Source organism: Chryseobacterium sp. MDT2-18, assembly GCF_030815285.1.
Taxonomy (GTDB): domain Bacteria; phylum Bacteroidota; class Bacteroidia; order Flavobacteriales; family Weeksellaceae; genus Kaistella; species Kaistella salivictor.
The window spans coordinates 1-22,369 of the sequence record NZ_JAUSWQ010000008.1; the positions used below are offsets into that span (position 1 = coordinate 1).

General features: G+C 36.5%; 19 protein-coding genes. 6 read left to right on the forward strand and 13 right to left on the reverse strand.

The annotated features are described in order from the left end of the window. Positions 1-184: 184 nt before the first annotated feature. Entirely contained in the window at positions 185-952 is a 768-nt protein-coding gene (locus QF004_RS09320) for a T9SS type A sorting domain-containing protein (RefSeq protein WP_133440017.1), read from the reverse strand. Positions 953-1,053: 101 nt separating this feature from the next. Continuing rightward, positions 1,054-1,827: a T9SS type A sorting domain-containing protein gene (locus QF004_RS09325; protein WP_307425434.1), complete on the reverse strand. Its 774-nt coding sequence runs from the start codon at positions 1,825-1,827 to the stop codon at positions 1,054-1,056. A gap of 320 nt (positions 1,828-2,147) precedes the next feature. Here QF004_RS09325 and QF004_RS09330 point away from each other — a divergent pair, with 320 nt between their 5' ends. Then, entirely contained in the window at positions 2,148-5,204 is a 3,057-nt protein-coding gene (locus QF004_RS09330) for a hypothetical protein (protein ID WP_373456896.1), read from the forward strand. Positions 5,205-5,370: 166 nt separating this feature from the next. Here QF004_RS09330 and QF004_RS09335 read toward each other — a convergent pair whose 3' ends face one another. Then, positions 5,371-6,567, reverse strand: coding sequence for an exo-beta-N-acetylmuramidase NamZ domain-containing protein (locus QF004_RS09335; RefSeq protein WP_133440015.1), 1,197 nt, complete (start codon positions 6,565-6,567; stop codon positions 5,371-5,373). Positions 6,568-6,571: 4 nt separating this feature from the next. Between QF004_RS09335 and QF004_RS09340 the strand changes: the two genes are divergently transcribed. Further along, the gene (locus QF004_RS09340; RefSeq protein ID WP_307425438.1) at positions 6,572-7,801 is read left to right on the forward strand and encodes an ABC transporter permease; all 1,230 of its coding nucleotides are present in this window, start codon (positions 6,572-6,574) and stop codon (positions 7,799-7,801) included. Between the two features lie 138 nt (positions 7,802-7,939). Continuing rightward, positions 7,940-8,920, forward strand: a complete 981-nt coding sequence (locus QF004_RS09345) for a PLP-dependent cysteine synthase family protein (protein WP_307425441.1) — start codon at positions 7,940-7,942, stop codon at positions 8,918-8,920. A gap of 138 nt (positions 8,921-9,058) precedes the next feature. On the opposite strand, the gene QF004_RS09350 is transcribed toward QF004_RS09345, so the two are convergent. From QF004_RS09350 to QF004_RS09370, 5 genes are all read right to left on the reverse strand, one after another. Then, complete coding sequence (locus QF004_RS09350) at positions 9,059-10,351, reverse strand: glycosyl transferase family 1 (RefSeq protein ID WP_307425444.1); 1,293 nt, start codon at positions 10,349-10,351, stop codon at positions 9,059-9,061. 143 nt (positions 10,352-10,494) lie between these two features. Then, positions 10,495-13,047 (reverse strand): YfhO family protein, encoded by a 2,553-nt coding sequence (locus tag QF004_RS09355; RefSeq protein WP_307425447.1) that lies wholly within the window; start codon positions 13,045-13,047, stop codon positions 10,495-10,497. Between the two features lie 57 nt (positions 13,048-13,104). Beyond that, positions 13,105-13,254: a hypothetical protein gene (locus QF004_RS09360; protein WP_307425449.1), complete on the reverse strand. Its 150-nt coding sequence runs from the start codon at positions 13,252-13,254 to the stop codon at positions 13,105-13,107. A gap of 120 nt (positions 13,255-13,374) precedes the next feature. Then, positions 13,375-14,436 (reverse strand): DUF6263 family protein, encoded by a 1,062-nt coding sequence (locus tag QF004_RS09365; protein WP_307425452.1) that lies wholly within the window; start codon positions 14,434-14,436, stop codon positions 13,375-13,377. 212 nt (positions 14,437-14,648) lie between these two features. After that, positions 14,649-15,167, reverse strand: coding sequence for an SRPBCC family protein (locus QF004_RS09370; RefSeq protein ID WP_307425454.1), 519 nt, complete (start codon positions 15,165-15,167; stop codon positions 14,649-14,651). Between the two features lie 100 nt (positions 15,168-15,267). On the opposite strand from QF004_RS09370, the gene QF004_RS09375 reads away from it, so the two are divergent. Next, on the forward strand, positions 15,268-17,283 hold the full coding sequence (locus QF004_RS09375; RefSeq protein WP_307425457.1) for a M3 family metallopeptidase: 2,016 nt from the start codon (positions 15,268-15,270) through the stop codon (positions 17,281-17,283). Between the two features lie 193 nt (positions 17,284-17,476). Here QF004_RS09375 and QF004_RS09380 read toward each other — a convergent pair whose 3' ends face one another. Together QF004_RS09380 and panD are read right to left on the reverse strand one after the other, a co-directional pair. After that, positions 17,477-18,523: a lysylphosphatidylglycerol synthase transmembrane domain-containing protein gene (locus QF004_RS09380; RefSeq protein WP_133440005.1), complete on the reverse strand. Its 1,047-nt coding sequence runs from the start codon at positions 18,521-18,523 to the stop codon at positions 17,477-17,479. Between the two features lie 21 nt (positions 18,524-18,544). Then, entirely contained in the window at positions 18,545-18,895 is a 351-nt protein-coding gene (gene panD, locus QF004_RS09385) for an aspartate 1-decarboxylase (RefSeq protein ID WP_133440004.1), read from the reverse strand. A gap of 394 nt (positions 18,896-19,289) precedes the next feature. Between panD and QF004_RS09390 the strand changes: the two genes are divergently transcribed. After that, positions 19,290-19,580, forward strand: a complete 291-nt coding sequence (locus QF004_RS09390; RefSeq protein WP_133440003.1) for an HU family DNA-binding protein — start codon at positions 19,290-19,292, stop codon at positions 19,578-19,580. Positions 19,581-19,628: 48 nt separating this feature from the next. On the opposite strand, the gene pdxH is transcribed toward QF004_RS09390, so the two are convergent. Next, the gene (gene pdxH, locus QF004_RS09395) at positions 19,629-20,273 is read right to left on the reverse strand and encodes a pyridoxamine 5'-phosphate oxidase (RefSeq protein ID WP_307425461.1); all 645 of its coding nucleotides are present in this window, start codon (positions 20,271-20,273) and stop codon (positions 19,629-19,631) included. A gap of 51 nt (positions 20,274-20,324) precedes the next feature. Here pdxH and QF004_RS09400 point away from each other — a divergent pair, with 51 nt between their 5' ends. Continuing rightward, complete coding sequence (locus tag QF004_RS09400; RefSeq protein WP_307425464.1) at positions 20,325-20,873, forward strand: YqgE/AlgH family protein; 549 nt, start codon at positions 20,325-20,327, stop codon at positions 20,871-20,873. Between the two features lie 185 nt (positions 20,874-21,058). Here the strand turns inward: QF004_RS09400 and QF004_RS09405 are convergent, their stop codons facing one another. Beyond that, on the reverse strand, positions 21,059-21,862 hold the full coding sequence (locus QF004_RS09405; protein ID WP_307425468.1) for an aminotransferase class IV: 804 nt from the start codon (positions 21,860-21,862) through the stop codon (positions 21,059-21,061). 68 nt (positions 21,863-21,930) lie between these two features. Then, entirely contained in the window at positions 21,931-22,317 is a 387-nt protein-coding gene (locus tag QF004_RS09410; protein WP_133440000.1) for an START-like domain-containing protein, read from the reverse strand. Positions 22,318-22,369: the final 52 nt, after the last annotated feature.

A 22,369-nucleotide genomic window follows, 5' to 3' on the forward strand; every position in this document is an offset into this window, starting at 1 on the left:
ATTGGAGTTCGGATTACACGCTTTAGCACACAATCTAAGAAAGAAAAGTGCTTAAAAGCAGCATTTTTTAGACTATTCTGAAAAAGCATATTATATTCCAAAATTTAACCTCTTGAAAAAGTAAATAAAAAACCGTCTCAAATTGTATTTTGAGACGGCTTCTTCATTATTTCTAAAAAGAATTTTACTTCTTGATAATTTTCTGAGAAACTGCTTTACCATTAACAGTACCAGAAACAATATACATTCCTTTTGGCAATTCAGAAATGTTAAGTCTAGAGTTTTCAGTTGCATTAGCAGTTTTCACTACTTGACCATTCATATTAACTACGGATACTTTAGAAGCTTCTCCAAAGATAATTTCATTGTTAACAACAGTGTTTTTAACCAGGTTAGCTTTAGTTGCCTTAATATCACCAACTGCTAAAGTTGCTGAACCTTTGATATCATCTACAAATAATGCGTTAGTTGAGCTTTTTTGCAGTTTGATAGAAAATGAATTTGTACTCCATGATACATCTGAAACATCTAATGTAACTGTAATCCAATCTGCTGCGTTAATACTTCCTGTATAGGAATTAGCTCCAGAAGATTGAAGGGTTATGTCTGCAGAAGTGCCTGAAGGTACGTTGAAGAATTTATCACCAGCGTTAAAAGAAATCCCTCCGGACACTCCTTTGAATTTTACTGTGATGTATTTAACCCCGCTTGTATTCATGTTTTTGTTAGCAGTCATTACATAAATATTCTGCGCTGTAGCATTGTCAGTAATTTTCAAAGCACTGGTTCCGCCGATACCACCATTTACACTTTGTTCACCTGATTTCAGAGCAAATCCTAAACTTGATTCGAAAACTGTCCAATCATTAAAATCGGATCCTGCGAATAAATTAGTTTGTGCTGATGCAAACATTGCTGCGGAAACACCTAAAATTGTAAAGATTTTTTTCATTGTAATTTAATTAAAATTGTTTTATTTTTTAAAGAACGTAAATATACGAAAAAAACATTTCTCCTCAGGGAAGTATTTAAAAGTTTAATAATAAGTTAATATTACTTTTTCATAATTTTTTGAGAAACTGCTTTTCCGTTTACAATTGCAGTTATGATATACATTCCATGTGGTAAAGAAGCTACGTTTAAAGAAGTGCTTTCATTAACAGATGCGGTTTTCACAACCTGACCGGTCATGTTTAAGATTTGCACATTTGCTTTTGCAGTGAACATGACTGTTTCACCAACCACTGTATTTTTAACCAGATTCACTTTAGTTGTGTTAATGTCCCCAACAGCCAGTATCGGAGCAGCAGTCCACGAAACGTTATCAATAGTTATCTGTTTTTCGCCAGCTGATGTACCTGCAGGAAAACTGATTTTCACAGTAACTGGACCTGATTTATTAACTATAGTACTCAATGTACCAAGGGTCGAATCTGCACCTGCAGGACCGAATGGCGCAACAGATGATTTTTGTACCCCATCTACAAATACCGCTACAACTCGATCATATGCACCAGCTATAAATGCTTTCCTATAATTAAAAGAAAAAAAACCTACTCCATTTGGAATAACGAATTCTACAGAACTGGGTTGATCAGCTCCTCTTAATATAATACCTTTTCCAGAAATTGAATAATCATCCGTGGTTCCCAAACCTTCATTTCTTGAATCAAAATAATTAACAGTTACACCTGCGGTTTCTCCGGCAAAAGTTCCGTTTGAATATGTTGCCGTCAATACTTTTTGGGTTTCAAAAGTTTCTGCACCTTGTGCATTTATAGTAGCTGCAAATATTACAGCTGCAAAAACAGAATAGAATTTTTTCATAGTAAAAAATTTAATTGTTAATTGGAGTAAATATAGTTTTTTTTCTATTAATCCGCTAATCTTTCCATGAATTAAATGTTAAATATGCAATAACAATTTTGAATAGAGTTTTTCGTTACTTTTACACAAATGTTTCAGCAGTTTTGATTCAAAAGATTTTACTATTTTTCATTTTTATTTCTGCATTAAATCTGTTTGATGCTCAGATTTTCACATGGAAAAATCCCAATATTCCTGAAGATTCCCTGAAAAAGGATTCTGTACTTACCGCAAAAATCAATCGGGATGTTTTTTCAAAAGACACTTTAGACTTCATCAGAATGCCCGCCAAAACAATTATTGATGAAGGCGTTTTGGTTAAAAATACCCGCTCGCAAATTCTCGGTGATCTGAATTCGAAAGGTTCTATTATCCGTGGAATTACTTTCGGGAATAATCAGGGACAAAGCGTGCAGAGTTCCATGGATTTGCAGATTACAGGAAAACTGTCAAACGATGTTTCCATTCTTGCGTCTATTTCTGATCACAATCTGCCGATTCAAGCCGATGGATATACGCAGACACTGGAGGAATTCGACAAAATTTATCTACAACTCAACATTAAAAATCATTCTGTTCTGCGCGCCGGTCATTTGGATTTGATCGATGACAAAACCTATTTCGGCAGGTACCAACGGCGAAGTATGGGTCTGGAATATGAGACCCAGTTTGGAAAAGACCATAAAACCTTTGCCAATATTTCTGCCGGTGTCGCCAGAAGCGAGTTTTATCGCGTGCGTTTTCAGGGCGTAGAAGGAAACCAGGGTCCATACCGGTTAAACGGAAAAAATGGCGAACAGTTTATTACCATTATTTCCGGATCTGAACAGGTTTTTATCGATGGTATTTTGATGAAACGCGGTGAAAGTCAGGATTATGTCATTAATTATAATACCGGCGAAATAACTTTTACCAGTTTCCGACCGATTTTCAAGCAAAACTTTATTACCATTTCCTATAATTATACCAACCGAAATTATACGCGATTTCTTGTTACGGGCGGAATTCAGCACGAAAGAGAAAAAGTGAAATTCGGCTTCAACTGGTTTTTAGAAAACGACAATAAAAATGCGCCGCTTTCTTTGAATTTATCTAAAGAAGATGAGCAGATTCTCGCCAATGCAGGCAACAATCCAGATTTGATGTACGCACCTTCCGGGACGGTTTCGGAATATGATGTAAATAAAATTCTGTATCAACTTATTCAAGATCAAAATGGAAATTATTACGAATTTTCCAGTGATCAAACTCAAACATTGTATCAGGTTGCGTTTACTTATTTTGGTGATAATTTAGGCGATTATCGCATCAAGCAAACCACGAATAACGGAAGGGTTTTCGAATATGTCGGTCCAAATGCCGGAACTTATAAAGCAGTTCGTAAATTACCTTCTCCACAAAAAGCGCAGGTTTTTTCTACCAATACTGAAGTTATTTTAAATGAAGGAAAAATCGGAGCCGACTTTTCACTGAGCAACTACGATATTAATCTTTTTTCCTCTAAAGATGCCCATCAAAATATCGGTTACGCCGGACGTGTTTTTGGAAACAAAATCTTTAGTAAAAACAACTGGAAAGGAACGCCAAGTTTCGAATTTCAACATATCAGTTCGCAGTTTCATATTTTAGACCGGATAAATGATGTTGAATTTTCACGTGATTTTAATTTGGCCCAGGAATTTAATCAAATTACTCAAAACCGATTAATCTTCAGTTTTCTAAATCAATGGAAAAACGCTTCTTTTCTGAATTATCAAATCAATTATCTAGATGAAAAAGATTCTTATCAAGGAATAAAAAACGACCTTGATTTTGGTTTTATTAAAGGGAAATTTAATACCAAAGGAAACTTTTCTTACCTTGATACGAAATCGACTTTTCAGAATACGAACTTTGTAAGAAGCGGTGTTGCCACAGAATTTTCTGGTAAAAAAGGAAGTTGGGGAATCGGAGCCGCTCTGGAACAGAATTTAAAAAACTTTAATGAAACCAATGTACTCGATGTGACAAGTTATCGCTGGAAAGAAGTTTTTATACAGAAGAAAATCGGTGATTCGGCCAGAACAAAACTTGTGGCTAAAATGTATTTGAGGGACAACGATTCTGTAAGAAATAATGCATTGCAAAACAGAAATCAAATTCTGGGTTTGATGGCGGAAAGCCAAATCATTAAAACGGAAAAAACCACTTTGTCAGCTTTGCTTCATTACCGGAAATTCTATGAGAAAACGGAGGATTTACATTCTAAATACAATCAGGATTTCATTGTCGGAAATATGACGTATCAGCAACAGTTATTCAATAACGGGATGCGTTTGCAGGCATTTTATGAACTTGGAAACGGGCAGGAAGCGCAGCGCGAATTTCAATACATTAAAGTGACAGACGGACAGGGTGTTTATAAATGGACCGATTATAATGGTGACGGAATTCAGCAGCTCGATGAATTCGAAATTGCCGAATATGCCGATTTGGCGCAGTATATCAGGATTTACACGAATACCGTCAATTATATTCCGTCCAACAAAAACAAAATCCAGTTGGCTTTATTTGTGAATCCTTCCGTAATTTTTGATTCTGAAAACCAATTTCTGAAACGCTGGAATTTTAACCTTTCCATCAATTCTCAAAACTCTTACTTTAAAAAAGAAAAAGTTTTTGTGCTGAATCCGTTTGAAAAAAATGAAGATCAGATTCTGAAAAATCAAAATATTCTGGCTTCTGCACAATTTAATCCCACCGACCAATCCGGCTGGAATGGGAATTATCGCTTTATTGCCAACAATAATTTAATCAATGCGAATTTTAGCAACGAAGAACGAACTCAGCTTTCACACTTCTTAAATATCGGACATTGGTTTGGCAAAGATTTCAGAATTGATTGGCAAAATTCGGTTCATGCGATTGAAAATTCATCGCAACTTTTTAAGAGCCGGGATTATGAATTACAAAATGTAGAAACCAAACCGAAAGCTACGTATAAGTTTACAGAAGCCATACAGAGCGAATTATCCTCCGCTTTCCGTCAGAAAAAAAGAATGGACGGTGAAGAGTTTCTAAAGACTTTTGACCTTACCGGAAGCCTGCAATGGGAATGGCGAAGAACGTCAATACGAGGTAATTTTTCTTTTATCAACAATGATTTTACGGGGAATAATTTCTCGATTGTTGCCAATCAAATGCTTGATGGCTTGAAGGCAGGTAAAAATCAGGTTTGGTCTGTTTTTTTACAACAGGCTCTGAATCCGTTTATCCAACTTAATATAAATTACGAAGGTAGAAATTCCGGTGAACGCACCATCCACATGGGATCGATGCAGGTGAAAGCAAGTTTTTAGAATCATTCTATTATTTTTATATTTTAAGCCGCAGAGCGGCGAAATATTTGTAGAAAAAAGGACAATAAAAATGGCAGGTGCGGAGCACCAAAACCTTTACCTCTTCTATATTTCCGAAAATATTTAAAACTCAATCATTCTTCAAAGCTTCTCGTTTTCATAAAATTTAATCCTCGTACATCACATATTTCGCTCTGATTTTTTGAAAATTTTCCAAATCATTTTTCCAGGAATCTTTAATTTCTTTGGCAGTTTTTCCGGCGATGATCTGTTTTCTCAATTCATCAGTTCCTGCTAATTTATCAAAGAACAAATTCTTCAAAAAGAAATCCTGTTGCGGATTTTTATAGTCTTTATAAGCTTTCAAAAGCCATTCTAAATTCAATGCCTGCAGATTTTCCGGATATTCTGACAGGTTTTCACCGTAACACAATTTCCCGTTCAGGAAAGGATCTTTTGCTCCCGCAGATGGTTTTGGTGTAAACTGATACGGCAAATTTTCAGTCCAGGGAGAACCATAAATCTGGAAAGGCAAATTGGTTCCGCGACCTACGGAAACCTGCGTTCCTTCAAAAAAACACAAACTCGGATAAAGGTTAATGGATTTATCATTTGGCAAATTCGGTGACGGTTGCGCTGAGATTTCGTAGCGTTGTTTTTTATGATAACCCTGCATCGGTATTAAAGTATATCTCGTCTGAATTCCTTTGTCGAGCCATTTTTCACCATTGACCATTTTCCCGTATTCGCCGATTGTCAAACCGTACACCACTGGAACATTGTGCATTCCGACAAAGCTTTTCCACGCATTTTTCAAAACCGGTCCGTCAATATATCCGTCGTGCGGATTTGGCCGGTCGAGAACAATCACTTCTACTCCATTTTCTGCCGCCGCTTCCATTACATAAGTCAAAGTTGAAATATAAGTATAGAACCGCACACCAACATCCTGAATATCAAAAAGAACAATATCAATTCCTTTTAATTGTTCTGATTTTGGCTTTTTATTGTTTCCATAAAGCGAAACGATCGGAATTCCGGTTTTGGTATCCACCCCGTTTTTCACGTGTTCACCGGCATCAGCATCACCACGGAAACCATGTTCAGGGGCAAAAATCGATTGTATGGTAATATTGTTTTTAACTAAAAAATCAACCAGAAAACTTTTATCTTTCAGCAAGCCGGTTTGATTGGTAACGATTCCAATGGTCTTGTTTTTCAGCAGAGGGAGATACAGTTCCGGGCGGTCTGCTCCGGCTTTAAAACAATTTTCATCAAGGTTTTGGGCAAAACTGATTTGGCAAAAACCAAAATAAATTAGCACAATCAGAAGTAAATCTTTATTTTTGAGGCTTAAAATCATACGATTGAATTTTCCGTTATATTTTTCTAAAAAAATTGCTTTTTCCAAAGATAACAAAAATAATCTTTCACGGGTTATTGTCTTTATTGGTAGGCTTTCCGTCGCGCTTGGCGTGATTGTTTCGCTCATCACCATTTCGACCGGTGTGGGGTCCAAGAAAGCCATCAAAGAAAGAATGGCCGATTTCTCCGGGCACATTTCGGTAAAATCCAAGCAGTCCAACAATTCCTACAATTCCTCCATTTTAAGTAATGACGGTCTTCTGCTCGATAAAATAAAAGCCCTCCCCGATGTGGCTTCTACCCAAAAATATGTTGCAGTAAGCGGGATTCTGCGGAACGAACATAATTTCGCCGGCATCATTTTTAAAGGAGTCGGCAAAGATTTTGACTCGGCCAGATTCCGTAAATTTTTAGTGGCCGGACATGCGCCTGTAATTACCGAACAGGGATTTAACAATGGAATTTGCATATCGCAAAAAATAGCAACCGATCTTCATTTAAAAATTAAAGACAGTATCGTCGCGATCTTTTCCAAAGAAAACCAAAGTCCTTTATACCGAAAATTTGAGGTGGTTGGGATTTATAAGACCGACATCAAGATGATTGATGATTTATTCGTCATTGGCGGAATTAACCATGCCCGGAAAATTCAGGGAATGAAAGATGCTGAAATTGGCGGAATCGATATTTTCCTGAAAAACATTAATAATATTGATGAAGATGCCCCCAAAATCGACGAACTGGTCGGTTATAAAAACTATACGGTAAAAGCCACCGATGAATATCCGCAGATTATGGATTTCATTGCGATTTTCGACACCAATATTGCCCTGATTATTACCATTATGCTGGTCGTGGTGATCATTAACATCATTATGGTTTTATTGATTTTAATTATTGAAAGAACCAATTCCATCGGAATGCTGAAAACCCTGGGCGCAACCAACGGACAAATCCGAATGATATTCATTAATTATACTTTAATGATTATGATTCCCGGTTTGGTCTTCGGAAATTTAATCGGACTGGCGTTTTTATTCATTCAAAAGTATTTCGGCATCATTACATTAAATCCTGAAAACTACTATATAAGTGTTGTTCCTGTCGAAATCAATTTGATCCATATTGTATCAATATCTTTGGGAATCCTTATCGTTTCAGGCATCTCATTAGTCCTGCCGAGTTATTTGATCAGTAAAATATCTCCGGTAAAAGCCATTAAATACAATTAAATTTTAAAATTATATCTTTGCAGATTCGTAAATTTCCTATCGATTTTTACGAAATCAACAATAATAAAAACGTCATTTAAATCTATTTAAAATCTTATTTTTAAAAAGTGAAAGTGAACAATAAAATATAAAACGGTTATGAAATACGCACAAAATATTCTTGAAACCATCGGAAATACGCCGCTTGTAAAACTTAATAAAGTTTTGGGTGAAGATTTCCCGGCTATGGTTTTAGCAAAAGTAGAAACCTTCAACCCAGGAAATTCTGTAAAAGACAGAATGGCTTTGAAAATGATTGAAGATGCCGAGAAAGACGGTAGATTAAAACCCGGAGGAACCATTATCGAGGGGACTTCCGGAAATACGGGAATGGGTTTGGCTTTGGCCGCAATTGTAAAAGGCTACAAATGTATTTTCGTAACTAACGCGAAACAGTCTAAAGAAAAAAATGATATTTTAAGAGCAGTTGGCGCTGAAGTAATCGTTTGTCCAACAGACGTAACGCCAGAAGATCCACGTTCTTATTACAGTGTTTCGAAGCGGTTGGGAGAAGAAATTGAAAATGGTTGGTATGTGAATCAATATGATAATTTATCAAACAGACAGGCACATTACGAACAAACTGCACCAGAAATTTGGGAACAAACCGACGGAAAACTCACGCATTTTGTTGCAGGCGCAGGAACGGGCGGAACCGTAACCGGTTGTGGAACGTTCTTCAAAGAAAAAAATGCTGACATCAAAGTGATCGGAGTCGATACTTACGGTTCCATTTTAAAAGAATATCATGAAACGGGCGAATTTCATCCGGAACACGCTCATTCTTACATTACAGAGGGAATCGGCGAAGATATCATTCCTCAAAATTACGACATGTCGGTGATCGACCATTTCGAAAAAGTGACTGATAAAGACGGTGCGGTTTACGCCAGAAAACTGGCAAAAGAAGAAGGCATTTTCTGCGGCTATTCTGCCGGAAGTGCCATTGCCGCTTTAATTCAGATGAAAGATCAGTTCACCAAAGATGATGTGATTGTGGTTTTACTGCACGATCACGGCTCCCGATATGTTGGGAAAATCTATAACGATGAGTGGATGAAAGAAATGGGTTGGTTGTAAAAAAAACCTTGTGATTCCCTTCCCTGAAGGTGGGATTTTTTTAAAAAAATTGACGGGGAGTTATAAATTAAAAGATAAAGTCGGGCATTTGTCCGACTTTCCTTTTTACCTAATTTTATTGAATTCAATGTGGAAAACTCACAAAAGTTCAGTCAGTTTTTGAGTTAAATTTTTTCTCGAAAACTGCTCGATATTGTGTGTTTGAGAATCTGACATTCCCGTTTTCCAATCCTCGAACTGTTGCAGCAAAAACGCTTTTAATGCTGATTCATCAGCGTACGAAAAATGTTTTCCAGCGTTGGTTTCACTTAAAATTTTCTTGACATCACTTTCTTCCGGACCGAAGGAAAGAATCTGTTTTCCGGTCGCTAAATATTCGAAAATCTTTCCTGGAATAATTCCTTTCGAACATTCATCAGCGAAATTGGTAATCAGTAATAAATCCGACTCGTTCATTTCTGCATTTGCTTCGGAATGAGAAAGATATCCTAAATTATTGACCGAATTCTTAAGTTCAGATTCTTCGATTTTGGTCAAAACTTTATCATCAATTCTTCCTACAAATTTTAATACAAAATCATTTTTAAAGTCTATATTTTCTGTCAGTAATTCCTGTAATACTTTCCATAGTATTTCTGGATTCCGCAACTGTTCAAGAACACCGATATAACTTAAAGTGAAATTTTTTCTGTAATCACTCCGGCTCCGCTCAGCGACCGGATCGTTCCGATCAAAACCGTTGGTAATACAAAATGCGTTGGCTCCTTTTTGCCTGAAGTTTTCCGCATCGGAGAAACTCGTCGCTAAAGTGATATCCGCCTTTTCAAAAACCTGCTGTTCGAGGTTTCTATGTTTCTGATCGGCAGATTTTGTGAGTTTTAAATGTTTATAATAAGAGATTTCTGTCCACGGATCACGGAAATCGGCAATCCATTTCAAATCGGGAAATTCCTTCTTTAATTCTAAACCGATCAAATGCATCGAATGCGGCGGACCAGTGGTCACAAAAGCATCGAAATCATTTTCCTTCAAATACTTTTTCAAATATTCAACAGAAGGTTTCACCCAAAAAACCCGCGCGTCAGGAATGAAGAAATTTCCACGCACCCAAATGGAAAGTTTGGATTTCCAGGATTGGTTTTTTCCGACATCAAATTGTCCGGCTTTGAATTTTTTGTTGTCTTTACCGAAAATTTCAGCCAACTGATAAGGTTCCCAAATCTTTGTTTTAATGACTTCTAAATCGTGTGAAACTTCTTTTCCTAGTGTTTCATCAATAATCGGATAACTCGGATTTTCAGGAATAAAAACGGTGGGTTTCCAGCCGAAATCGGGTAAATACTTCACGAATTTCAACCAACGCTGAACACCTGGTCCGCCGGCTGGCGGCCAATAATAGGTGATGATTAATATTTTCTTAGGAGATTTCATTGATTATTTGATAGGAGTTGACAACCATAAAGTTGCTTTTAAAAATTACAATTCATCATTGTAAATGCATAATAGAAATTCAAACCATTAAGAGATTAAGAGTAATTAAGACTTCATCATCTTAATTTCTTAATGGTTCATTTTTAAATTTCATTAGCTTTCTTCTTTTTCCACATCCACCAAATTCCCAATCCGCTCAGCAACAAAAATAATCCAAATGCAATCATCGAAATGACTTTTCCTTTTGCAATCACTTCCGGTGCGAAAATCATTTTTATGCTGTGTTTTCCGGCAGGAACATATACTGCTCTTAACAAATAATCTGCTTTGATGTAAGGAACTTCTTTTTCATCAACAAACATTTTCCAACCTTTTGGATAATAGATTTCCGAGAATACAGCTAATTGCGGTGTTTTCGATTGCGAAGTGAATTCGAGTTCGTTGGCTTCGTATTTTTTCAGATCCAAAAATGCGGTAGAATCCTGCTGCAAAGGTTTTCCGTCAAAATATTTCTGGTCTGCTTTCGCAATTACAGCCACTCTTTTATTATCAATTACTCCGATCTGATCCAATTCTTCATTTGGTGTACCGGCAAATTTTAATTCAGAAACAAACCACGCGTTGCCATTTGCATCAGCATTGGTTACCACTTTCGGCTGCTCGGGACTGCCAAAAATCATATACTTGGTATTGAGCATATTCAGGATTCGAGGAACTTTTACCGTATCCATTTTACCAAAATACTCATTGATCAGATCATCATACCTCCGTAATTTCACCGCGTGATAACCTCCGACAGATGATTTAAAATAAGAAGTATTGGTTTCATTAAACGGTCCTAAAATCTGATTATAGATCCGATAATGTCCACGGTCTTTTTCTGCAAGAGTCTCCAGAGTCTTGTTCATATCCGCATTATCCAGCAGTGATTTCAAATTGGCGTTATCGCCTACTTTCTGCATCAACAATTCTGAATTTTCGGTCTGGAAAGGATTTTCGGTAAAAGATTTATCAATGAAATTATCATTGTTCAGATACCTTTTATTCACACTCCACAAATCAAATAAACTCACCAAACCGATAATGACAATCGCTATGTTCTGAGTGATTTTATTCTTTAAACTTAAAAATAAAACTCCCGCTGTAATTGCAACAAAAACGATTGCTTTTATCGCATCAACACTGAACATTTTAAATCGTTCATCCACTAAGAAATCCAATAAAAAAGGCGGCAGATAGGTTTTTTCGGTAGGCGTATAAAATCCTAAAATCGACTTTCCAAAAAGCAATAATAAAAACGTAATTCCTAAAACAGCAGAACTTACATAAATCAAAGTTTTCTTCTTGTAATCTTCAGTTAAAATATTTTCGGCTGAAGTTTCAGTCTTTTCATTTGAATTAAAGAAACGGTACAATCCTAAAATTGCAATCAATGGAAATAATAATTCTACAACGACCAAAATAGAACTTGGCGCTCTGAATTTATTATAGAAAGGAACGTAATCGATGAAGAAATCGGAAACGATCATAAAGTTGCTTCCCCAAGCCAAAAGAACGGTCAAAACTGACGCTCCTAAAATCCAGTATCTGTATTTCTTCCAGGCAAAGAAAAATCCTAAAACAGCCAGAAAACAAACTACGGCTCCTTGATAAGCCGGTCCTGAAGTTCCAGGTTGTTCGCCCCAGTAAGCCAGTGAGCTGAAACCTTTAGAAATCCGGTCCATTTCCTGTTGGGAAGTCACATTTTCCTGAACCAATTGCTGCAGTTTCGCCATCATTTGATCAGAACCTTCTTCATTGCTTGCACCGCCCATTAATCGGGGAATAAACAGATTCAAAGTTTCCAGTTTGCCGTAACTCCACATCAACATGCTTTCTTTATCCATGCCCGACTTGTCGGCAGAATGTTTTTCATTATCTAAAATTTGCTTTCCGCGAACGGTTTCGGTGATGTATTCTGAATTCGCCATAATCCGCTGGGAATTCATTCCAATTCCAAGAACAAATGCAAGTGCCAAAACTCCCGTTGAAATACCAAAATGTTTCCAATCGGTTTTCCCCTGAAACGCACGAATGAGTTCTGATAAGAATAAAAAAGCAAGCGCAATAAACAGATAATAAGTCATTTGCGGGTGATTGGCCGCAATTTGCAAGCCCATAAAAAGTGCCGTAACAATAAATCCGACCACATATTTCTTGCGGATATACACCAAAAGTATTCCGGCTAAAAGTGGCGCAAAATAAGCAACCGTATGTATTTTACCGTTATGTCCGGCAGCAAGTGCAATATAGAAATACGTGGAAAGCCCAAAAAAAGTAGCACCCAAAAGTGCGTATTTCCAATTTCTGACCGCCACTAAACCTAAAAGAAAAAACCCTGAAAAAAGCAGAAAAATATAGTTTGCCGGTTTTGGCAAAAAGTTGAGCAAATTATCAATGTTTTTAATAACATCACCCCGGAACTGCGCTCCCATCTGATAAGTCGGCATACCGCCAAACATAGAATCGCTCCAGTAGGTTTCTTTTCCATTTTCTGCACGGTAATCCAGGAGTTCTTTGGCGCCGCCTTTGTACTGAACGATATCATGCTGAAAAAGTTGCTTCCCAGTCAAAACAGGATTGGCATAAATAACCGCCAGCACAATGAAAACCACCAGGCTTCCGATAATGAAAATTAAGTTTTTATTTTTTAACATTCTTTAGGTTTATTATTGAGAAAAACCCTTCGACATGGTCAAAGGATTTTCAAATTTCTATTTTTGTTTAGGTTCTTTAACCTCTTCGTAATCTACGGTTTCTGCATCCCACTTGATTTTCGAATCCAACTTTTCTTTGGGTTTCTGTTGGTTTGCATTTTCATCATTTCTGGGCTGTGGAAATTTAAAAATTTTAGTAAAAAACATTCTTTTTAAAAAATTCCAAACAAAAAAAATGATTACTGTGGTTAGAATTAATTCTAATATATATTTCATTTCTTATTTTTAGTAATGGAGAAAGGTTTCTTTAAAACAGTCCGTGCAATCCTATTTTGAAGGATTTACAATAACCGTTGAATTAGAAACAGATTTCATTGTTTGAGACTGTTTACCATCTGAAAGTGTTTCTGCTTGGGTTGTTTTCACCGCAATATTCTGATTTTTCACCCAACCGGTTTTTTGATCCAATGTGATTGTTCCATTCTGTGACAACTCAGAACTCATTGATCTGGTGACCCCTTCCTGGGTTTGTTTATCCGATTTTTTAGGAATTCCTCCCGCAACCGAAATTTGTGCAATTCCGTCGCCCACACTTTTCAGCGTGTATGTTGTAGTCAATTTTATTTTTCCGTCCGGCGTTGCATTTTCGCTTGCAGACCATTTATCGCCAATCTTCACTCCTTCTGCCGGAATCAAAACCAGATTTTTGGTGAACTGGTCTTTCAGCATTTTTTCATTAAAGCTTTGTTTAAAACTGTTGATAAAGCCGGCTTTGTCTTTGGCATCTTTTATTGTTGATCCCACAGAAGCACTAATTTTGTTATAAACCGCATCAAAACCTGTGATGGAAATCACTTTTCCGGTTTCGGTCATTTTCAACTTTAATTTATTTCCGACCAAAGCTTTATTCACTTTCCACATCATTTTCAGCTGCTCCTCTTTGGGTTCGGCTTGTTTCGTATCAACAGTCACCGTTTTACCATTCGCCGATTGGGAATTTCTTTTTCCTGTTAAATTGATGGTAATATCATAAACGCCGTCTTTAAAATCATTAACCGTAAATGACATTTCGTCAGTCGTTTCGCTGGTGCCACTTTGCGATTTTCCATCTGGAGCGGTCATTGTCTGAACATCTTTCTGGTAAGTGACCAAAGGATAAGTCTGGCCTTTTTCTAATTTGAAAGTCTGCCTGTAAACTCCCAGAGAATCTCTAATTGCAAGAACCTGTTCTGCTGTTTGTTCAATTTTCAATGAATCGGTGCCGGAAGTTGGGACTTCTACGGTGATGGTTTTTCCGGTTTGGGGATCAACTTTGGTAACGGTTTTGGTTTCTTTTTTACAGGCAACTAATGTTATAGAAAGAAGCGCAATGGCTGTGAATTTTTTCATTTACTGATTTTTCTCAATTTTATTTAAAGTCGTTTGTTAAAGATTTTGCTTTTTTACAAACGGAATACAAATTTAAGGTAATTATTTCTCATGGTTTCAAACATTATCAATATTTTAACAGTCTTTTAATAATTAAAATAAGGAATGAATTACTTTTATCCTATCACAAAAAAAGTCGGATTAAAACCCGACTTCGATATCTATTTCAAAATTTATTTTTCGGAAATTGTTTTCAAAGCATTCAAACCTTCTCCGTACGATTTATCCATTTGACTATCCATAAACAATTTCATCAGGTTCATCGGATAATCCAGTTCGCAATCCATATCCCAGGTTACTTTTGTAGCGTTTCCTTCTGGCGTAAGAATAATGTTTGAAGTAGCATCGCTTTCAAAAGGTTTAAAGAAAACCATTTTGGTCGATTGTTTCTGATTGGGAACCAGCGCCGTAATTTCCTGGCATCCGCTTCCTGCTTCTTTATTGCCATCCCAACAATATTTATCGCCGATTTGTCCGGGATTTCCAGAATAAGTTACCTTCAGATTGGGATCCAGCTTCATCCAGGGATTCCATTCATTAAACGCTTTTGTGGAATTAATATGGGAATACACTTTTTCCGCGGATGCATTAATGACAATCGATTTTTCAAAATGATACGCTTTTCCCATGACCAGCATCGTAATGATCAGAACAGCAACGATTGCCAGCAGGATTTTTAATAGTTTTTTCATGGTTTTTTAGAATTTTGTTAAACCAAAGATAAAATATAATTTTCAGTAAATTTGCTGTTCAATCTTTTAAAGATAAAATTTAATTAAACTTCAGTCACAAATGCAAAATTCATTATTACAAACATTTACCACAAAATATCAATCCGCGCCGTTCAATGATATTAAAGAAGAACATTTTCTTCCTGCTTTTCAGGAACTCATTAAAGTTTCGGAGAAGGAAATCGATGGAATTGTTGAAAACGGGGAAGAACCCACTTTCGAAAACGTGATCGAAGCTTTGGCTTTCTCAGGTGAAAAACTTGAAGTGGTTTCCAGTATTTTTTTCAATTTGAATTCTGCCGAAACCAATGATGAAATCCAGAAAATCGCTCAGGAAGTTTCGCCGCTTTTAACAGAATTCTCGGCCAATATTTCTCAAAACAAAGCTCTTTTTGAAAAGATAAAAAAAGTGTTTGACCAAAAAGAAAAATACAGTCTTAATGATGAACAGCAAATGCTTTTAAATGAAACTTACAAAGGTTTTGTAAGAAGCGGTGCTTTGTTAAATGAGGCTGACAAAGAAAAGTTTAAAAACATCAGCATTGAATTATCCACGAAATCACTGCAGTTCGGGCAAAATGTTTTGGCAGAAACCAATAATTATTTCAAACATATTACCGACGAAAAAGAACTGGCAGGAATTCCGGAAGCGATTTTACAGCAATACCGCGACGAAGCCAAAGAGCGAAATCTCGACGGTTTTGTGGTGACTTTGCAATATCCGAGTTTTCTTCCGTTGATGACTTACGCTGAAAACCGAGAGCTGCGGAAAGAACTGGCGTTAGCAAACGGGAAAAAATCTTTCCAAAATAATGAATTCGACAATCAGAATTTAATTAAAGAAATCATTGCTCTGAAACAGCAAAAAGCAAAACTTCTGGGTTACAAAAATTACGCTGATTATGTTCTGGAAGAAAGAATGGCGAAATCTCCGGAGAAAGTAAAATCATTTTTAAATGAACTTTTAGAGAAAGCAAAACCTTTTGCAGAAAAAGAAATCGAGGAACTGAAAACCTTAGCAAAAGCAGACGGCATTGACCAAATGGAAAGTTATGACCACACATTCTACGCCGAAAAATTGCGCAAACAAAAATTCGATATCGATGATGAAGAACTGAAACCCTATTTCCAGTTAGAGAAAGTTCAGGACGCTGTTTTCGGTCTGGCCAAAACGCTTTTTGGGTTAAAATTTAAGGAAACTACGGAAATTCAGAAATATCACGAAGAAGTAAAAACCTACGAAATCTTCGAAGGCGGAACATTCAAAGCCCTACTTTACGCTGATTATTTCCCGAGAAAAGGCAAAAGAGCCGGCGCCTGGATGACGAGTTTTAAAAGCCAGTCCATTAAAAATGGTAAAAATAACCGTCCCCATATTTCTGTGGTCTGCAATTTTTCAAAACCGACTTCCGACACGCCAAGTTTATTGACTTTTCAAGAAGTAACGACGCTTTTCCATGAATTCGGACATGCTTTACACGGTATTTTGGCGAACACAACTTACCCGAATCTTTCAGGAACTTCGGTAAAATGGGATTTTGTGGAACTTCCGTCGCAGTTTTTAGAAAACTATTGCTATGAACCCGAATTCCTGAAAACCTTTGCTAAACATTATGAAACCGGCGAAGTTTTACCAAACGAAAAAATTCAGAAAATCTCAGATTCCAAGAACTTTATGGAAGGTTATCAAACTTTAAGACAAATCGGATTTGGAATTCTGGATATGGGCTACCATACGATTCCTGAAAAAGTGGCCGATATCAAAACCTTTGAAGTAGAAGAAACCAAAGCGACCAATCTTTACCCAAGCAACCCCGAAACAGTGATGAGTACAAGCTTTTCCCATATTTTTCAGGGAGGATATTCCGCGGGATATTATTCTTATAAATGGGCGGAAGTTTTAGATGCCGATGCTTTTCAGTATTTTAAAGAAAATGGGATCTTCAACCCGGAAATCGCAGCGAAATATAAAGTTTTGCTTTCTTCCGGCGGAACAAAAGATCCAATGGAACTGTATAAAAACTTCAGAGGAAGCGAACCGAAAGTAGAGAGTTTGCTGAAGAGAGCATTTGGATAAAACACTGACTGTTATTACTTTATAAATAAAACAGCAACTTAAGCATTCGTATTTTAAACATTAAAGAATTAGGAATATTAAGGATTTATTCGGTAATTAAACTTTAGAAAAATTTCAAGATTTAAAATTCATTAATTAAAATAAAAAAGAGTTTACTGTAATGGTAAACTCTTTTTTTATGATAATTTTAAATTTATAAATTCCGATTTTGCACTGCCTTACTTCTCGCTTTTGCCAACATAGGAATCGAAATCAGCCCCATAACGATCATAATCACCAGTTGCATCGTGTGCGAAATAAAAGCGTAGGAAAGGCCGACTTCACCTCCTTCTTCAGGGTTTTTACCCATCGAAAGAAACAACGCCATAATTCCGAATTTCAGCGCCAAGTGAAAAGCACCGATTCCGCCGGAAGCGGGAACCATCATTCCTAAAGTCCCAACGACGATAATGAAAAAACCGTCTGCAAATGTAAACTGAGAAGTTTCCGGTAAAGAAAAACAAACTAAATAGGCCGCCAGATAATAGGAAATCCAGATTCCTAAAGTGTAGGCCAGGAATTTTCCTTTCTGTTTCATTTTGAAAATGGAGGTCAGACCCGCAAAAATTCCTTTTGCAAAATGTATAACTTTTTGATAAATGGGAAACCGCTCCATTTTTTTTCTGAACACCAAAAACAAAACAGCGGTTACTGCAAGAATTAAAAGAATTAGATAAATTTTCGAGTTGGAAGCATTTGTTTCTGTCTTTCCTTTTTCTTCGGTGATATAATTATAAAAAGCGATAAAAGCTTTGTATTTAAAAATCAATGTCAGACCCAAAAACCCAACCATGCAGATTAAATCGACCACGCGTTCCAGAATAATGGTTCCGAAAGATTTTTCGACCGGCACATTTTCCACTCCAAATAACGCCGTTGAGCGTGCCAATTCACCACTCCTGGGAATGGTAAGATTCATTAAATATCCGAAGGAAATCGTCCAGAATGAGTTGGAGTTTGAAATAGCATAACCCATCGGTTCCAGCAAAAGATTCCAGCGGACCGCCCGAAACCAGTACGCAAGAATTCCGAATAGGGCTGCGATGAAAACCCAGAGATAATTGGCTTTTCCGAAATAGCCCATTATTTTTTTAAACTCCATTCCCTTCAGGGCAAACCACATAAAAAGCGTCGCAATGCCGAGGGAAACCGCAATGGTTAAAAAGGATTTAAAAGGATTTGGTTTTTTGTCCTGTTTCAAAGTAGGGGAAATTTTCAGAAATTAAGTAAGAAGATTGGTGTGCTCGTCCGGAAAGATAATTTTCGGCTGAAAGGTTTTTGCTTCTTCCGGCGTCATCTGAGCATACGACATGATAATGATGATGTCGTTTTTCTGCACCCGTCTTGCTGCGGGCCCGTTTAAACAAATTTCGCCTGATTTTCTTTTCCCTTTGATTGCATAAGTATCGAACCGCTCGCCGTTATTGACGTTGACGATATAGACTCTTTCGCCTACGATAATTCCGGAAGCTTCCAGCAATTCTTCATCAATAGTGATGCTCCCAATATAATTAAGGTCGGATTCGGTCACGCGTACGCGGTGTATCTTTGATTTAAAAACTTCAATTAGCATGGCGCAAATTTAATTATTTTAATTAAAGGAATAAAATTAATTTTCATTTTCAATTCTCACCTCATTTCTCATTAACAATTAAACAATAAAAAGAAACGAAGCGGCCATTTATTTTAACAATAATGAAATACCGATTTGGATTTAGTACGGAATTCCATAATTCGTAATTACAATTAACAATAATTATTTTTCATCCAATAGCGATAAATATTGAGTTTGGCACGAAAATAAAACGCGGAAACATCGATTAAACACAAAATTATGGATTGTATATTTTGTCCAGTATTCAAGAATTTTATTGAATATTGATTAAATTTTAGCAAATAATTTGCACAATATGAAAAATGTTTTATATTTGCTTTAACAATGGAACTAACCTTAACTAATTAATATTATGAACAAGTCTGAATTAATCGACGCTATCGCAAAAGATGCGAACATTACAAAAGTTGCAGCAAAAGCTGCCCTTGAATCTTTTATCTCTAACGTTACTGATACTTTGAAAAAGAAAGATGGTAAAGTTTCTTTAGTAGGATTCGGAACTTTCTCTGTAGCAGAAAGAGCTGCAAGACAGGGAATCAACCCAGCTACTAAAAAGCCAATCAAAATTGAGGCAAAAACAGTTGCAAAATTCAAAGCAGGTTCTGATTTAGCAGACGCTGTAATGGGTGGTAAGAAAAAATAATCTATCGATTATATTAAAAAAATAAGTCCCGAATATTCGGGACTTATTTTATGGGGCTAACCGTGAAATTTTCCAGTTAAAATCTTCCTGTAATTCATAGATAATCCGGTCGTGTAAACGGTTTGGTCGGCCTTGCCAAAATTCTATTTCATAAGGCTTTGCCAGATAACCACCCCAATTTTTTGGTCGTTGAATTTCTATATTTTCAAATTCTTTTTCAAGATTTTTCAACTTTTCCTCTAGATATTCCCGATCCGGAATTACCTGACTTTGTGGCGAAACCACCGCTCCCAATTGACTTCCTTTGGGGCGGGAATGAAAATAACCGTCACTTAAATTTTCAGCCAATTTTTCTAAATCTGCTTTTATAATGATCTGCCGTTCTAAACTGGGCCAGAAAAAATGCAGACACGCTTTGTGATTGCTTTCAATCGCTTTTCCTTTTCTGCTCTCATAATTGGTGTAAAAAATAAAACCTTCCCAAGTGAATGATTTCAACAAAACCATTCTGGTTCGCGGACAGCCGTCATTTTCAAGGGTAGAAATCGCCATGGCATTGGCCTCTGAAATGTGAGGATTTTGCTCAGCATCCAGGAACCAATCCCGAAACTGCTCCATTGGGTTTTCTTTAATCTGATTTTCCAAAAGTTCCGCGCGGTTGTAGATTTTTCTTTTGTCGTGCAAGTTTTCCATTAAATTTTTATTACATTTGGTTAAAGGTTTTTATTTAACCTGATTTATCAGATGAATTATTCTTACAAAGGTAAAATTTTAATTTCCACTCCCGATATTTCGGGCGACATATTCTCACGCTCTGTCGTTTTGATCGTTGACCATAATGAGAACGGTGCTTTTGGACTGATACTCAATAAAAAAAATAAAAACATGAGTTCAAGACTGCTCGAAATCTTCGAATTCCAGGTTGCAGTTTATGATGGCGGTCCGGTAGAAAACGACAAGATTTTTTTCATTTGCAAAGGCAAGAAAATCACAGAAGAATATCTGGCAATAGACAAAGAATACTATCTCACTGAAGATATTGAAAAGGTAATTTCTTCCATTTTAGATCAACAGATTTCCATCAACGATGTGAAGGTGTTTTCCGGATATTCCGGTTGGTCCAGTCAACAGTTGGAGAGCGAAATCCTTAGAAAAATATGGACTCCGGTAGATGTATATAATCTGGATTACACGTCTCCAAATGATCAGAGTCTCTGGAAAAATATCATGCAGAATCTAGGTGGGGATTATCTTTTGTGGGCCAATGCGCCGGAAGATGTATCGATGAATTGATTAGCGGTTGGAAACCGGCATAAATTATCTTGTTTCTTCACTTTTTTGGCGTTTTAAAACTTTAACAGAACTTTAATACTCAGGGGTATAATTTAAAGATTGCAACCCCGTTATTATTATAATTAAAATCTAAAAAACCCGGTTAATGACTTTCTTTAAAGGTTGTTAACTGGGTTTGTCAATTTTTAAAGGAAGCTGGTTTTCCATTTTTCCACCATTTCCGCAAACCTTTCTTTTCCAAATGTTTTATTCCGGATTTTGGTAACAGAGAAAATTCCTTTTAAATCTGAAATCATCAAAATCTCTTCTGCTTTTTGAGATTCAAAGGCAATCATTTCTGACTCTTGAATCTGAGCCAAATTATTTTTATGAATAAAGGTGACAAAGTTTTCCATCAGTGGCGAAATATAGGCTCCTTCTGAGGTTTTAGGGATCTTAATGGTATTATTTTCCAGGAATAATAAGTTCCCGCAGACACTTCTGGCAATTCTTTTATTGGGGTTCAGGAAAATAATGTCATCCAGATCATTTTCCTTCGCATAAATTTCTGCGTAGATATTTTCCGGACAATGAACATGAATACCGCTTAGAACATTGGCATTCACGTTGATTTCCTTAATCAAATCAAGTTCATACTCTCTTTGAACCGACAAAATATCATCAACTTCATCGACTTCGAAATAATAAGAAATCCCACTTTTTGAAAGTTCCTTTTCATCTGCATTCCGATAGACAAAGAAATGAATAATTCCATTTTTAAGTTCCTGTTTCAGGACTTTTTCCCCGAATAAATTCTGGAAAAATTCCAAAGTGTAAGACAACGGAATCGCCATTCTCATTTTACGCATCGAAGCCATTAAATAAAAATAACATTCTTCCGCCATAATCAATTCAGCGTTGCGGATAAAAAAAGAAACCTGTACCGCATCACCATATAAAAAGGCGCGGTTGTGGGTTTGAAAATTCTCAGAAGCAAAAGATAATTTCACAATAGACCGTATTTTAGCAACAAAAAATGAACGATAAATCGTTCATCTTTTTATTTAGATTAAAAAAATTAGGATGCGCCTAATTTTAATTTTAAATTTTCGATTAAATTTTCCCAATAGAGGCGGTTTTCTTCTTCGTCGCCGGCATCACAGAAATCAGTAATATTCAGGGCCAGATCATCAGTAATATCATCAATAACGATGGTCATTTCAAAATAATTTTTCGTTCCTTCATCCTCTTCCCATCGAAAACGCACAAAACTTTCGGGTTTGTAACGAATAAGCGTCGCTTTTTCTTCGGGACCATTGCTCCAACTAAAATAGAAGTCGTCTCCTTTTTCCACCACGTCATCCGCAAACCACTCAGAAAGTCCCTCTGCGCTCGCCATATATTCATACAAAATCTCTGACTGACAGTGCATTGGAAACTCGTATTGCACTTTCGTTTTCGCCATATTATTACCTTTTTTTAATGTCTCGCAATATATAAATTAATTTTTAATATAC